The organism is Streptomyces sp. NPDC037290, assembly GCF_055603245.1.
In genome coordinates, this window is the sequence record NZ_JBVJVZ010000004.1 from 462634 (window position 1) to 476846 (window position 14213).

Here is a 14213-nt window from a genome sequence, read left to right on the forward strand (position 1 = left end):
ACCATACCGACTGGTCGGCATGAGTGTCAGTCTGCTGTGGGTCACGTTTCAGGGACGATGCGGTTCCGTCGAGCGGAGACCGGCCGACGGCGGAGGATCAGCGGGCGGGGTCGAGGAGGATCTTGCGGACACCGGCGGAGCGGCTGTTGAACAGTTCGTACGCCGCGGGGCCGTCCGAGAGGGCGAAGTGGTGGGAGACCACGGCCTCCGGCGTGATCCGGCCGGCCTGGGCGAGGGGGATCAGGGCAGGGAGTTCGTAATGGATCGAGCAGAGCCCGATGGCGAACTCCAGCTCCTTGATCTGGGCCAGTCCCATGTGAAAGGGAAAGGCCTTGCTCTGGCTGACGCCGATGACGCTGACCCGTCCTGCCTGCCGGACGGCTTTGAGGGCCAGCCCGATGGTGGCGTCCGAGCCCACGGCCTCCACCACGGCGTCCGGGCCGCGCCCGGCCGTCATCTCCCGTACGGCCGTTCGCGCGTCCTCACCCTCGACGGGCTCGACGCCCAGGGTCTCGGCGAAGGCCCGGCGCTCCGCGACCAGGTCCACGCCCAGCACGCGGGCCGCACCCATCATGAAGGCGGACTGCGCGGCCATGAGGCCGACCGGACCCAGGCCGATGACAAGAACCGTTTCGCCGGGCTGAATGCGGGCTCGGCGGCAGCCGTACCAGGCCGTGGGGGCGTTGTCCGTCAGGACGATCGCCGCCTCGTCCGAGATGCCTTCGGGCAGGTGCACCAGGTTGACATCGGCATGGGGCACCGCCAGGAACTGGGCCTGGCTTCCCGGAAGGCCCGGGCTCACTCCGTAACAGAGGTCCGTCGGCGCATGTGCTCGCTCGCACCTGGCGGTGAGTCCCTTCGCGCAGGTTCCGCACAGCGTGCAGCCGACCGAGGCGGGAACCAGGACGCGGTCGCCCGGCTTGAATCGGGTGACCCGGTCGCCGGTGTCGGCGACCACGCCGACGCACTCGTGTCCCGGGGTGTAACCGGTCTCCGGGGTGAACCCGTGTCCGCCGTAGATGTGCAGGTCGCTGCCGCAGATGCCGGCTGTGGTGACCTGGATGACCGCGTCGGTGGGGCTGGTGACGGCCGGGTCGGGGACATCCTCGAAGCGGATGTCGTGGGGGCCGTGGTAGGTCAGTGCCTTCACTGGATTGACTCCCGCAGCGCGCCAAGGCGCGTTTCTCAGTTATTAATGCACACGTATTACTTCGGCGGGGCGACGCTAGCATGGGCATTCGTGACAGCACATGAGACGCAGGCCACGTCGCCTCGGAGCCGGAGGGCGGGTGAGACGCGCGCCATCCTCATCCGGGCCGCGGAGCAGTTGTTCGCGGCGAAGGGTGTCGACGGTGCGTCGCTCAACGAGATCAAGCGGGCCGCGGGCCAGCGCAACGCCATGGCCCTGCAGTACCACTTCGGCGACCGGGCGGGTCTGCTGCGCGCCGTGCTCGACAAGCACCTCCCCGCGGTGGACGCCCGCCGGGAGGTACTGCTGCAGCAGTACGAGGACAGCGGCGCCGCGGATCTCCGGTCCCTGGCCGCCGCACTGGTGCTGCCGGCCGCCGCGAAACTCGCCGACCCCGACGGCGGCCGCGAGTTCCTGCAGATCGTGGCCGAACTGCTCAACCGCCCCGAACCCCTGGTCGAGGCCGTCGTGACGGAGGGGTCGAGCATCTATCCCTGGCGGCGCCTGGTGGAGCCGCTGCTGACTCCCGAGTCCACCGCGGTGTTCCACACCCGCTTCACCGCCATGCGGTTCTGCCACGCCGAACTCGCCGCCCGGGCCGCCGGACGTCCTCGCAGGGACGACCGGTTGTTCACCAGCCGACTGGTCGACCTGGTCACCGCGCTGCTGGCCGCGCCGGTGTCCGCGCAGACGGGGCGACTGTTGCAGGAGCGGGACCGCAAGGGCAGGGTCGAGCGGAAGGCCTCGACGCGCTGACCGGTCCGGCCCCGCGGCTGGGCTGGACAACGCCGGGGTGCGGCGCGCGGTGGACATCACACACCTCGGCATACTTACCGGCCTGCTTGCCGGTAAGTGCCCAATTCCGGGTGCCCTTGCGCGGGCGGCAGGTCTCGAAGGTGGCAGGTCTCGAACGTGGGAGCAGGCTCGGCGGGCCTGCCCGAGACGACCGGTTGTGGCGGTGCGGTTGCTGCCGCCCGTGGGACTCTCCTGGCCGAGCCTGCCACGCCGTCCCGGTCATCAACGTGGCTTCCAGCAGCGTTACATACCCCACTTTCCTGCCTGCGTGTGAGCACTCATCCGATGCGCCCCGTTGACCCCGGTAACCGGTGACCCGCCTGCAGACCGGTAAGTGAGGTTCGCGCATGTCAAAGATCGGTCCGAAACAAACCAAGTGGCGCCCTTCCAGCGCTGACTGCTGCCCGGGTTGGGTGCACCTTTGCTCCCGTCAACTCAAGGACTGAGACGGCCGCTTCATGGACTACTGCATCCCGTGCAGCCGCACGCTCAACGGCGCCGTAACCTGCCCGGAGTGTGGGGCATACGACCCCGGCGTGGCACAGCTGAGCGATCGGAGTGACGGCGCTCGGGCCGTCGACGCCGCGATGCCGGAGGTGTCGAGCGGGGGGCCGAGTTCCTCCGGGTCGCCCCTCCCCGGGGCACCGACTGCCTCGCAAGATCTGTCGGCTGCCCGGTACGACCGTCCGGCGCGGCTGAAGAAGTACGCCGTCCGGTCTCTCGCCGCAGCCGCCTTCACCCTCCTCGGAGGCCTGGCCACAGCATCGGTGTTTCCCCAGTCGACGGCTCCACGAGCAGCCTCGGTCCCGGATCAGCCATCCCCCCACGAGTCCGGGGTCCGCGTTCCTGATTCACAGGATTCACCGGAGCGTGTGACCACGCACCCGGCCCGAGAGGGCGTCCGGGACCGAAACGGTGAGGGGATCCGGCGTCCGCCGCCAACGGCGATTCGCAGCACGTCACCGGTCTCACGGTCTCCCACCACCAGTACGCCGCCCCCAGTGAAGGCGAAGCCGGCACCCCGAGCCTCCAGTGGCCGCCGCCCCGGCTCACCTTCGCCGACGGCAACCCCTCCCGCGAGGCCCTCCGCCAGTCCTTCGGCCAGTCCTTCGGCCAGTCCTTCCGGCAGCACCAGCGCCTCTCCTGCCGGTAAGAGCTCACCAAGCATCACGGAACGTGTGATCGCCCACAATTAGATTGTGCACAATTTAATTGCTGGCTAGCGTCTGGGGCAGTACACCGCGAGAGAGGCGGCGCAATGAATCCTGTCCGCTACGAGGACTACCGGCCCACTGAACGCCCTTCCTGCCAGCAGGAGATGGAAGCGGTCATCGACCAGGTGGCGCGCCGTACTCGCGCCTCGGTCGAGCGCGAGACCGTCGGCCGTGCTGTCCGCACGGCCCACGGCAAGACCTATGGCCTCCTCAAGGCCACGGTCACGGTTGGTGACAATCCTGGCTTCTATCGGCAGGGAGTCTTCGCCCGGCCGACCGCGTACGACGCCGTAGTCCGCTACTCGAACGGCTTGGGCCACGACCGCCCCGACCATCAGCTGGGCGCGGCGTGCGGAATGGGTATCAAGCTGTTCGGAGTTGCCGGCCCCTCGCTGCTGGACGACGAACGAGACAGCGGCACCTTCGATCTCAACCTGATCAACAACGATGTCTTCTTCGCGAACACGGCCTACGACTACATGGTGATCGAGGAGTTGTTCGCCGAATTGCCCGAGGCCCTCGTGGACCCGGCCCGCCGCAAGACCTGGATGGCGGAGTTCCTGACCCGCCGGCAGACGCTCACCGATCCCGGCAGCTGGCTGTGGGACGAACTGCTCGCCATGCTGACGTTCACCAGTGTCCCCCGCATGAACCTGCTGTCGTACAGCTACAACAGCATGGGTACCTTCCGGTACGGCGACCACATCGCCAAGATCCGTACCGTGCCGACCGCCGCGTCGCTGGCCTCCCTCACGCACCAGATAGTGGACGTGCACGCTGACAACGAGGCATTCCGCCGCACCCTGGTGGCGGAAGCCGCGGAGCGGGACCACTCCTTCGAGCTCCAGGTCCAGCTCAACACCGATCTGGCCCGTATGCCGGTGGACAACACGTCCGTCAAGTGGCCCGAGGACCTGTCCCCCTGGGTGACTATCGCCCGGGTGGATCTCCCGCGCCAGGATATCGGCGGCAACGACAACCTGGCGGCCGCCGACGCCACGTCGATCACGCCGTGGCGATCACGCGAGGAACACCGGCCCATCGGTGAGATTCAGCAGGTCCGGCAGGAGGTGTATCGGCGCTCGTCCATCGAACGGCACCGCATGAACGGACAAGAGCGGCGAGAACCGGCCGGCAGCGCTGAGTTGCTGGGCTGAGCCGCCTCGGTCGCGCCCCGCCGCGGTGGTCGAATTTCTCGCACGTCATCAATAAAATGACAGGAAAAAGAGTATGAGCCGTCCGCTCGCCCTCACTCGTGAGATGCTGGAGACAGTGTTTGCTCCGGCTGAATTGATTGTCGCGCCGGAAGAAAACCTACCCGCTATCTGCGAGCCCGACGCCAGGGCAGTCCTGGGAACGCTGGAAATTCCGGTCTGGGACAATCCGTGGTTCGATATGGACGCTGAGCTGGCAGAGCGGTTCGGGCGCGTCGAGGATTGGGATGGCGAACTCACCGACCGTTACTCCGTCGTCCCGACGGGAGCGGACAAGTGGATCAGTTTGGGCATGATCCCCTATGACGGTCTCGCCTTCGATCCTGGCACTGGCGCGGTCTACTGCCTGCCCGACGACTCCGAGATCTACCTGTGGAACAGCTCGCTCCGGTTTTTCGTGCACTTCCTGTACCTCCTTCAACTGGAACGCCCGCACTTCGACGCGCAATGGGAAAGCGCGATCGAGGTGCCTTACGACCCCGAGGCCGCACAGGTCCGAGTCCGGAGGGCCATGATGTCTGTGGATCCGGCAGCCCTGGAGAACCCCGATTCCCGCTGGCACGGGATCCTCACGTACATCGTGGATCCCGAACACCACTTCCTTTGACGACTACTTGTCTGCGACTCCGATTGGGCAGCGGCCGAAATGTCGGCCGAACGGAGCCAAGCCGATGAAGCGGCCGAAACGGCAGGCCGGGGCCAGTACCGGCGAGGGTGAAAGCGTGTGTGAGCCCAAACGCCATGTTGCTGGGGGACCGGCAGATCACACAGGACGGCGAGGTGAGGCGGCCGGGCTGCGAAGACGGCGGGGTGCTGCGGCGCAGGGGAGGGGACGGGTGCACCGGATCCGGCACCTGAAATGGCGGGAGAGCGGCGATGGGCGCCGTGTTCCGCTGCCGAGCGTGATCGCGGCCAAAGGCCGGCGAACACGTCCATATGCACGGCACTGTCCGCGTCGCAGACGGCCCGACGTCGTACCACTCGATGGTGGTGCCGATGTGACTGGCGACGATGCGGGGGAGGCCGGACGGGGCTGGTGGAGCCCGTGATCACCGCCTGGAAGGCTCGCACCCGTGGCCATCAGCATCGACCACGGGCCGACGGCTCCGGCAGGAGAACCGTCGCCGCGCCGGGGCGGCTCATGGTCGTTGACCGAATCACGGTCATCCGAGGTCACCGGCGTAGCCACGCTTCGCCGCGAGCCTTTGGTACAGGACGGTTCGCGACCGGCGGGTGCGTTGTACAAGCCCGGCGCGGTGGAGGATCTGCAGGTGGTAGGAAATGGTCGAGGGGCTCAGATGGAGGAGCCGGGCAAGCTCTCCGGTGGCACGGGGCTGGGCGAGTTCGGCCAGCAGCCTCGAACGCGTCGTGCCGATCAGCTCCTCACCGCCCGAGGGTGGGAGACAGTCGTTGGGCGCAGCTGGATAGACGATCAGCGGTGTGCGGGGAGCCGGTGCGCCTGGGGGTTCGGCGGCGCAGAAGATCGCCCGGCCCGCGAAGACGCTGGGTACGAGGATCGCGCCATCGGCGTCGAGGCTCAGGCGGTGGGAACTGGTGGAGAGAAGGTGGACGTTCAAAGCGCCATCATTCCAATCCAGGTTGGCCGCAAGGTGGTTGATGGTGTCCGCGATCCCCTGCCGGGCGATCGCAGAAGCCCGGGCGACAACATCGCCTTCCAGGCGGGCACGCATACCGGGCCAGTGCGGCGCGAGGACGGCATGCCAGAACCGCTCCAGCTCCACGGCCATACGCTGCGCCAGATACTCCTCGCCCCGGTTCATGGCCTCCAGAAGCATCCGGGGCGGTCGGTGGGCCACTGTCTGGTCCCATGCGTGACCGCCAAGGGCCGCCGTCATCTCGTAGCGGACCCGCTCTGGTGGTGTGGTGGCGACCTGATGCAGCGCGCTGTCCAGAGGAACCTGGAATCCGGCCGGTTCGGGCCGCAGGAAGTCGGGGGCGTAGCCGAGCGGGCCGCCGCCGGCGACTACGGCCAGCAACCCTAACCGATGGTCCGACAGAGCCTGCACGGCTTGGACTCGCCACGCCGCACCCAGCAGGCGTGGGGACCGGACGACGGCGAAGAGCAGATCTTTCGTCACGTCCAGGGGCGACATGGCGAACCTGACCTTGCCCAAACCGTGCGCTCCCAGGTTGATCCGGATCACCAGCAGCCCCCACGGTGCGATCGGCTTCGAAAATGATCGAATCATTCGACGGTCGGCATGTCATCCGATTCCCTGGACTCCGTGCCCGACCACAGCGCCTTCCGCGCCTGGCGGGCTCGGAAGCCGCCGCGTCGGCGCGGCAGTTCAAGCTCCTCCCTCCCGCGATTGGGGAATCCTCGTGCCCAGACCCAGGTTCGCCCGCCTCCTCGCCGTCGCAGGTGCCGTGGCGCTGATGCCACTTGCCGGTGCGTCCAGCGCGCACGCGGCCACCTACGTCGGCATCTACGCGCTCTACAACGACACCACGGGCAAATGCGCCGATCTGCCCGACTACGGCCCGACCCCGCTGAACACCCCCGTCACTCAGTACAAATGCACGCTCGGCACCACCGACAACCAGATGTGGGACCTGGAGTACACCCGCACCACCAACGGCGTCAGTCTGTACCAGTTCGTCAACGACAAGAGCGGCTACTGCCTTGACCTGCCCAACTACGGTTCCGATCCGGCAGGTACGAGGCTCTACACCTACCCCTGCGCCTCCAACCCGGTGAACGACAACCAGGAGTGGTACTTCAACGACGTGACCGGCAACCAGGACTACGAGATCGTCAACTACAAGGACGGCCTCTGCCTCGACGTCTCCGGCTGGGCCGGCGACGGAACGGACCTGGCCAACAACCTGCCCCTGACGGTGTACCCCTGCTACAACAGCTCGTGGACCGGCGGTGCCATCTCCGGCTACGACGACCACCTCTGGCGGCTCGCTTCCTGACCCGTCAGTCCGACGGTCAAACGGGACGCCGCCTGAGCACCCGGCACTGAACTGGTAGCCGGCTCGGTCGGTTCACCTGCTCAGCCTGAGTCTCCACAGACCGCGCCCGTGGGTCGCGGCGACCACCGTGTCACCCGAGGGGAGGAGGGTGACGTCGGCCGTGACCGAGCTGGGCAGGCCGTGGCCGAGCCGGGACCAGCGGGTCGGGGTACTGACGTCGGCGACGTAGACGAGGTGGTCGGTGGCGAGGATCAACAGTCCCTTCGCGATGACCATCGCGTCCGCCGGGACGTCGGGCAGGTTCCCGCTGATGTCCTTCCAGGTGACCCCGCCGTCCAGTGACTCGAAGACGTGGCCGACGCCGCCACCCGGAATCCACTTGCGTGAGTACGCGCCGTAAACGGCGTAGACGTGGGCGGGATGAGCCGGGTCGCTGACGATCCGGGTGACGTAGCGGTTCGGGAGGACAGGCGCGGTGACGGGGTGCCAGGTACCGCCGTGGTTGGTGGCGATGCCGCTCTTGAAGCCGCCTCCCTCCTCGTCCGAGGGCACGCACGGACCGCACCAGCCGACATAGTCGACGCCGTTGTCGGCTTCCACCGCGGTGGTCGAGGCGGTCTCGCCGAGGTCGTGGACGGACTGCCAGTCGCATGTCCCGGCGGTTTTCGCGCAGACTGTGCCGAAACCGTTGCGCGTCTCCCATACGTACCGGCCCGAGATCACCCAGCGGTTACCGTTCGCCCTGTCGGCGGCGAACGGGGCGATGAACTGCATGTTCGGATCACAGGCGGCGATCGGCGCACTGATCCGGCAGCTGGGGCTGATCTCGCGGAATGCCGGGGCCGTGCCGTCGGAGCGGCCCCCGACGGTGGTCACCGCGATGTCGCCGTAGGTGTATTCGACGGCTGCGCGGTCGGCGTTTTCCGGGTCCGCGATGACATCGCCGCCGTCACCGGCGAACGGCTGGATCACGTCGTGGGAGTTGCCCCGCACCAGGGTCGCGCCGTTGTCCTGCAGGCCGCCCCACAGTGCCGTTCCGCCCTGCGGGTCGTGACCTGCGCCGACGTAGAAGTACTGGAGCGTGTGCAGGCCGGCGTTGAGGTCGTGCCAGCCTCCCGTGGCGTGGTCGGTCGTCAGCCGGGTCCACACGCCGCCGTCACTGCCCGCGTACAGCCGGCCCTCGTCGTTGATCGCGATGGCGTGCTGGTCCGTGTGGACGGTGGGCGGGCAGCCCGTGGCGGTGCCGTAGCAGGGCAGTGTGTAGTTCCAGAAGGGTGCGATCGTCGTCCAGCTCGCGCCGCCGTCACGGGATTCGTAGATCTCCTCCAGGCCGACGTAGACGTGCAGCGGGTCGCGTGGGTCGACCTTGACGTACTGGTTGTACCAGGCGCCCACCCCTGGCTCGTAGGTGGACGGGAACGACTGGGCGGATCCGGATCTGCCCAGCGTCCCCGCGTCCGCGACGAGCGTCCACGGCCCGTTCGGATCGCCGTTCGCCGACTTGTACACGCCGTTGAGCGACGTCGACTGCATCGGCGAGGGCCGTTTGCCGGCGGTGTAGGCCGGTGACTGGATCACCGCGTACAGGGCGCTGCCGTCGGGGGCGTAGGCGAGGCTGGTGCGGCCGATGTCGGAGTCGTCGAGCCCGGCCGGCCGTATCCGCTGGAAGGTTCCCGGTGCGCCGCCCTTCGTGGACAGGTAGAACCCGTCGTACGGGGTCCCGTTGCGGAAGCCCAGTGCGGCCAGCACCGTGCCGCCGTGACCGCCCGGCCGGACGGTCACGCTGGAGATGATGGAAGTCCGCGCCGGGTCCTTGTCCGGGTCGGGGTCGGGGCTGAGCACGCGTTGCCACGGGGTGTCCAGCGAACCCGAGGGCCGACGCCGCCACAGACCGTGGCTCGTTGCCGCGAACACGTACGAGCCGTTCGTCGTCAGGGTGACGACCTGGGCGTTGAGGAGCTCCGAACCGCCGACCCGCTGGAAGGTTCGGCCGTGGTCGGCGGAGCGGTAGACGCCCTGGCCGGTGTAGTTGTCGGCGCTGGTGTTGGCCTCACCGGTGCCGGCCCACAGGGAGTGGTCGGCGGGATTCACCCACAGCGAGCCGATCGACTCGGTGGACGCGTGCTGGAACCCGGGTGTCCAGGTCCTGCCCGCGTCCTTGGACCGCCAGACGCCGCCGTCTGCGAACCCTGCGTACACCCACGGGCCGTCCGTGGCGAGCGCGGACGCCCTGCCGGTCACCAGGCCCCAGCCGGAGCCGGAGCCGGAGCCGGAGCCGTAGTCGGAGTAGGACGGGTCGGCATAGCCGGGGGTCTCGCTGTTGGCCGAACCGCTGGTCACCTCGGACCAGGTGCCGCCACGCACCGGAAGCCGGTCGCCGGCGGCCGCTCCCGCAGCGAGGGCGGCGCCGGACACCGTGGCGGACGGGGCCGTTCGTGCCGCGGCGGACTGGAGGGTTCCGGCGACGGGGTCGTCAGGATCACCGCCGTCGTCGTCGGCCGGATCCGTGCCGCCGGTGTTGCCCAGGCGGACCTGCCTGGCGAGCGCGGCAAACTGACGGTCGGCGGACGGATGGTGGGTCCGGGGGACGGCAACGCCGGGTGTGCCGCCGGTGAGAACCGCCGTGGCCACCATGGCGGCCACGAGCAAGCTGGGGCGAGGGAGCACCACATGCCTCCTGGGCATTGGGACGCGTGTTGTGTCGCGCGGTGCTCCCGCCACCACAGGACGCGGGTGAGCGTAAAGGGTCAGACCACGGCTCGCATAGCCTCAATTCGGTTTCATACGGCTGGGGTTGCCGTGGGGGCGTCACCCGGACGGCACTCGGGACGCGGGGTCACCGACCCGGCCCCGGTCGTGCCGGGAAGGCGTCCCGGATTCGCGCTTTCGACGCGCGGCTACCGGCGATGACCTGCGGGAACACGGCTCACGGCGGGGCTGCGTGGAGTCAGTCGACCATGCCGGAAGCTGCCGGACACCTGTCGTCGGTACCCGTCCGCCGCAGCCCTCGACACACCACCCATACCGCCGAGTTATGGATGTGTGACGTCTCCCCGGCGGCACACAAGCAGCCGCATACTTCTCCTCAGGCAGGCCGCCCATCACCAAGTGCGCGCCCTGCCGGCCCACGCTTCCCGTCCGGACGACCAGCTCCCGCCAGGCCGCCCGGACGGGAACGAGAGCCTGCCCGGGCGATCATGTAGACAATGCCGGTACTCGTCGACGGAAATGCGGATGCGGATCGTCGACTCGGGTGCCTACTATCCCGGAAATGCCAACCGGTCAAGGAGAGCAGCTGACTCCGCATTCCCTCGCGTTCTACGTGGACGTGGTCATGTCTGGAACGGTCCTCGGCGCCAAGCCGACGGACAGTCCCGACCAGGTCAGCGCGATCTTGGGTTCCGACTTCGCCGAGAACTCCATCGACGACCACAGCATGTGGCGTGACTACGGATTGGTCGAGTTCTTCTGGGGCCGGGAATCGCCCGATCACCCGTGGGAGGGACACCACTTCACCCTGCAGGTGCATCGGCTTTCCTACGGGGGCAGCAGCATCGTCAACAAGGCGATTCGCGAGCGGTACGGTCGCTTTGACCGTCATCTCCGCTTCGACAAACTGCAGCGGCTGCTGTCGAACCGCGGCGTCTGCCTGGAGGACGTGCCGGACGCCAACGCCCCGGCCGTCACCCTGCACTGGCAGCCCGCTTCCCAGGTGTCCGTCATGGTCTTCCGGGAACGCGACTGGGGGCGGCCTCGGCGGCGCGGCAACGACCTTGTCGGCGACGTGCACAAGATCTCGTCATCACTGACTGCAGAGCAAGTGATATGGAACAGGGCACGTTACGGCCGTCAGGACGCCTAGAGCTGTCCGGGCGGGCTTGCACGGCCTTGGCGATGAGTTCGTGGATGAGGTACTCGCCGGGACCTGTTCGCCCTGCTCGCCGGGTCGTCGTATCGCCGCCGGCCCTGCCCGCGAGCGCCAACAGGACGGTCCGGTACGACAGGCGGGCGCGTCGAGCCAGGACATCTCGGTGAGGCCGCAGGAACGGAGTCCTCCAGCCGCCCGTGACGTTCACCATCGCAGCGCCAGCCTGTCGCGCAGGAAGAGCAACGTCAGCGCGGAGAGGGCACCCATTGACGGCGGCCTGCGACGAACCGCAGGGTCCCGATGTGGAGCCGCCACGACATGGGGGGGGGCAGCTGGGCAGCGCGCGTCACCGAAACTCGCCCACACGTGCGCTCGCGGCGAGAGGGGCAGCAGGCGGGAGTGTCTGATCGGTGATCCCACCTGGTCGCTCGGATCAACTGCTCGTCCGCCCGCCGCCGCGGTGAACGCCAAGGCCCCCACATCCGTAGGCCATTGCGGCGGTACCGGCGTACGACTGCCGGTCGCCAGTTCTTCGATCGCTGCTCAACAAAGGGGTCCCATGAAACACCGCCGCCCGCGCCACCGTCGCAGAGTGATCGCCCGAGCGGTCGGTACGGCGGGTACGCTGGCCATCGCCCTGGGGGCGGGGATGACGCCGGCGATGGCTGCCGGGAAGACGCCCAACAAGCCCACGGCCACCGGGTTTTCACCCGACCAGGACGACACCCCCTGGGCGCCCCAGCACGACGCGGCGCCGCCGCAGCTCAAGGCCGCCCGTCCGCCGGCAGCCACGCCCCGCGCGGGCACGTCCGCTCTCCAGCTCAGTCTGCCCGCACCGACCGGGCGCCACGGCGTGGGTACGTTCAGCCTGCACCTCGTCGACGAGTCCCGCACGGACCCGTACGTGCCCGGCAACAAGCCGCGCGAGCTGATGGTGTCGTTCTGGTACCCGGCCTCCTCCACCCGCGGTCACTACCAGGCGCCGTGGATGCCGTCAGCCTCCGGCGCCCACTTCCTTGCCTCCCAGGGCCTGACACCACAACAAGTGACGTTGCCGCGGACCGCAGGCCATGTCCTCGCCCCGGTCGACACCAAGCTCGGCAAACTGCCGGTCCTGCTGTACTCCAGCGGGCTGCACTCGGACCGCGCGAGGGGCACCGTTCTCGCCGAGGACCTGGCCAGCCGCGGCTACCTCGTCGTCACCGTCGACCACACCCACGACGCCAACGAGGTGCAGTTCCCCGACGGACGGGTCGAGGTCAACACCATGCCGGCCGGCGCGCACTCCTCCGACACGCTCGACGTGCGCGCAGCCGACATCCACTTCGTCATCAACCAGCTCGCCACGATCGCCAAGGGCAGCAACCCGGACGTCGACCACGCCAGGCTCCCCACCGGTCTGTCGCACGCCGTGGACATGTCCCGCATCGGGATGTTCGGCGCTTCGCTGGGCGGCGCGGCGGTCGACACCTCCATGCAGCTCGACCACCGCATCGCCGCCGGCGTCAATCTGGACGGCCAGTTCTTCGGATCGGCGCCACACAAGGACCTGGACCGCCCCTTCATGCTCTTCAGTTCCGGCACCCACAACCGCAACAACGACGGGTCGTGGCGCACGCTGTGGTCACATCTGAAGGGACACCGGGTCGACATCCAGCTCCACGGCGCGGCGCACGTGTCGTTCGTCGACGACGAGGCGATGGCGCCCCAGGAGGCGAGCCTGCTCCGGCTCACCCCGGCCCAGCTCCAGCAGGTGTACGGAACGATCGACCCGAACCGTGCGATCGAGATCCAGCGCGTCTACCTCGCCGCCTTCTTCGACAAGGAACTGCGCCATCAGCACGGCACCCTGCTCGACGGCCCCGACAAGAAATACCCGGAGATCTCCTTCGTCCGCTGACCGGGCCCGTGGAAGGCCGCGCCCGGCCGCCGTGTTCAATGACAAAGGAGGCCGGGCGGCCCTCCCACGGGGGCCGCCCGGCCCGCCGTTCAGCGGATGGGCCAAGAACGTCGGGCTCCTCGGACCGTCTTGCCCCGGGATATTCGCGCTGTGTCCGGCCCCGGGTACCAGCCGTGTCGCGTCCGTGCCGTCGCACAGGATGCCGACAGCCTCGCGCAGCTCGTGCATCGCAGCCATGGACCCGTCCCGTAGCACCCCGACAGTCTCCGCCAGCCCGCGGGTCCGCCTCCGGTGCGCCCGCGTGCACGGCGATCAGCGCCGGCTGACGGCCGAGGCTGTAGTGCATGTTCTGGGTGATCCGCTGCCGCTCCCGGGCGGGTGCGGGTCGCGATGAGCTCGCGTTCCGGCAGCAGCCGGGTGTTGTGCCGTGCAGCGCGGACAGGAGCCTGCGACGCCGGGGGCGACAGCGGAGGCCGGCCCGGACACGACCGCGGCACATGCCTTCCCAGTCGCTGCGCCGATTGGCCGGCGCCGAGGCCGCTGTCGGAGATCGAAGGGACCGGTGCGGAGCACGTGGGACGGATCCCCGCTCACGGCCGAAACGGCCCTGCTCAGGGCGGATTAAGCATCCTGCACCTGCTCTCACCGGGACCGCTCTGCCGCCGCTGTTGCTCTGAGCTGCGGAATGTCCCTGTCCGCCCCCAGGTCCGGTGATGCTGGGCTTGTTCATCACGGAACGCCCAGAGCACGGGCCCTCCTGGCCGCGGGGCGAAGGACGGCCGCGCCCTCCCCGCTCCCAGGAACACCGATGTGACCCGTATGCGCAGCGCTCGCAGCCCGTACGACGCGCCAGAACTCGGCCGTACGGTGGCGGTGCTCGCGGATGACGCCCGCGATGGCGGCATCAGCGTCCCCATCGTCACCGCCGAGGTCGCCATGGACCACCGTGCCCTCGATTTCGACGCTGCCCGCCCCTGGAGCCATGGCTGGGACCCTGCGAAGCACCCGGTCCTTCAGCCGACGGGCCGCCGCACGACCCGCACCGCATACGCGGACCGACACGCTGCAATGCCCCGGCTCAACGGGCCCTCGC

At 68.7% G+C, this 14213-nt stretch carries 9 protein-coding genes; 6 read left to right on the forward strand and 3 right to left on the reverse strand.

Annotated features, from left to right (window positions below):
• Positions 1-97: 97 nt before the first annotated feature.
• Positions 98-1150, reverse strand: coding sequence for an alcohol dehydrogenase catalytic domain-containing protein (locus tag ACZ7HQ_RS17105; protein ID WP_470990148.1), 1053 nt, complete (start codon positions 1148-1150; stop codon positions 98-100).
• Between the two features lie 90 nt (positions 1151-1240).
• Between ACZ7HQ_RS17105 and ACZ7HQ_RS17110 the strand changes: the two genes are divergently transcribed.
• From ACZ7HQ_RS17110 to ACZ7HQ_RS17120, 3 genes are all read left to right on the forward strand, one after another.
• A complete protein-coding gene (locus ACZ7HQ_RS17110; RefSeq protein ID WP_470990151.1) occupies positions 1241-1945 on the forward strand; it encodes a TetR/AcrR family transcriptional regulator in 705 nt (234 codons plus the stop codon).
• Between the two features lie 1357 nt (positions 1946-3302).
• On the forward strand, positions 3303-4355 hold the full coding sequence (locus tag ACZ7HQ_RS17115; protein WP_470990154.1) for a catalase family protein: 1053 nt from the start codon (positions 3303-3305) through the stop codon (positions 4353-4355).
• A gap of 73 nt (positions 4356-4428) precedes the next feature.
• Positions 4429-5019: an SUKH-4 family immunity protein gene (locus tag ACZ7HQ_RS17120; protein WP_470990157.1), complete on the forward strand. Its 591-nt coding sequence runs from the start codon at positions 4429-4431 to the stop codon at positions 5017-5019.
• A gap of 556 nt (positions 5020-5575) precedes the next feature.
• On the opposite strand, the gene ACZ7HQ_RS17125 is transcribed toward ACZ7HQ_RS17120, so the two are convergent.
• Complete coding sequence (locus tag ACZ7HQ_RS17125; RefSeq protein ID WP_470990160.1) at positions 5576-6577, reverse strand: ArsR/SmtB family transcription factor; 1002 nt, start codon at positions 6575-6577, stop codon at positions 5576-5578.
• Positions 6578-6755: 178 nt separating this feature from the next.
• Here ACZ7HQ_RS17125 and ACZ7HQ_RS17130 point away from each other — a divergent pair, with 178 nt between their 5' ends.
• Positions 6756-7352, forward strand: coding sequence for an RICIN domain-containing protein (locus tag ACZ7HQ_RS17130; protein ID WP_470990162.1), 597 nt, complete (start codon positions 6756-6758; stop codon positions 7350-7352).
• Positions 7353-7424: 72 nt separating this feature from the next.
• On the opposite strand, the gene ACZ7HQ_RS17135 is transcribed toward ACZ7HQ_RS17130, so the two are convergent.
• Complete coding sequence (locus tag ACZ7HQ_RS17135) at positions 7425-10019, reverse strand: glycosyl hydrolase (protein ID WP_470990164.1); 2595 nt, start codon at positions 10017-10019, stop codon at positions 7425-7427.
• A gap of 604 nt (positions 10020-10623) precedes the next feature.
• Here ACZ7HQ_RS17135 and ACZ7HQ_RS17140 point away from each other — a divergent pair.
• Positions 10624-11214: a hypothetical protein gene (locus ACZ7HQ_RS17140; RefSeq protein WP_470990166.1), complete on the forward strand. Its 591-nt coding sequence runs from the start codon at positions 10624-10626 to the stop codon at positions 11212-11214.
• A 598-nt stretch (positions 11215-11812) separates the two neighbouring features.
• Positions 11813-13120: an alpha/beta hydrolase family protein gene (locus ACZ7HQ_RS17145; protein ID WP_470990168.1), complete on the forward strand. Its 1308-nt coding sequence runs from the start codon at positions 11813-11815 to the stop codon at positions 13118-13120.
• Positions 13121-14213 lie beyond the last annotated feature (1093 nt).